The organism is Psychrobacter sp. 1Y4 (assembly GCF_051847555.1).
The window spans coordinates 1-617 of sequence record NZ_JBPYDE010000782.1; the positions used below are offsets into that span (position 1 = coordinate 1).

The following is a 617-nucleotide window of genomic DNA, read 5'->3' on the forward strand; positions in this document are numbered from 1 at the left end:
ACGTCTAAGTCTGGGTTTAGGTTGATGCCAATCTTACCGTCATCATCCGCGCCCGTTTGCGCGACGCTGATGTTGCTGTCGCCAATAAAGTCGACTTTGCCATTCGGGCCGATGTTTACTTCATCGACGCCAGAACCACTCACATTCCAACCGGCATTTGCAGCGGTGTTGGCTGAGGCAATGGCGTCGTTGATATTGTTCTCACCGGTGCCGCCAACATCACTCATGGTGAAGCTGTTGTTTTCATATTTGGCATCTCCGCCTAAGACATTATTCGCTAAGCTGTCGCCAGCTGCTTGGATCTGACCACCATTAACCGCGTCAGTTGAGCCTGTGCCAATAGTGCCAGCGGCTACGTTGACAATCTTGTTGCCACCATTATCAAGGCCGTTGTTGCTTAAGACCACATCACTATTAGAACCGCCCGTTAAGGTGATACTGCCAGCACCAACATTGGTGGTTTCTGGGTTGATAGGATCACCGTTAGTGACGAATAAGCCATTGTCATCAAGTAAGCTGTTGCCTGTCTTAACGCTGTCAACGTCTAAGTCTGGGTTTAGGTTGATGCCAATCTTACCGTCATCATCCGCGCCCGTTTGCGCGACGCTGATGTTGCT

Annotated in this window: 1 pseudogene; it reads right to left on the reverse strand. The window is 50.4% G+C overall.

Going from position 1 to position 617, the window contains the following annotated elements:
• Window positions 1-617: pseudogene (locus ACS8FC_RS18860) on the reverse strand (hypothetical protein); the annotation flags it as partial.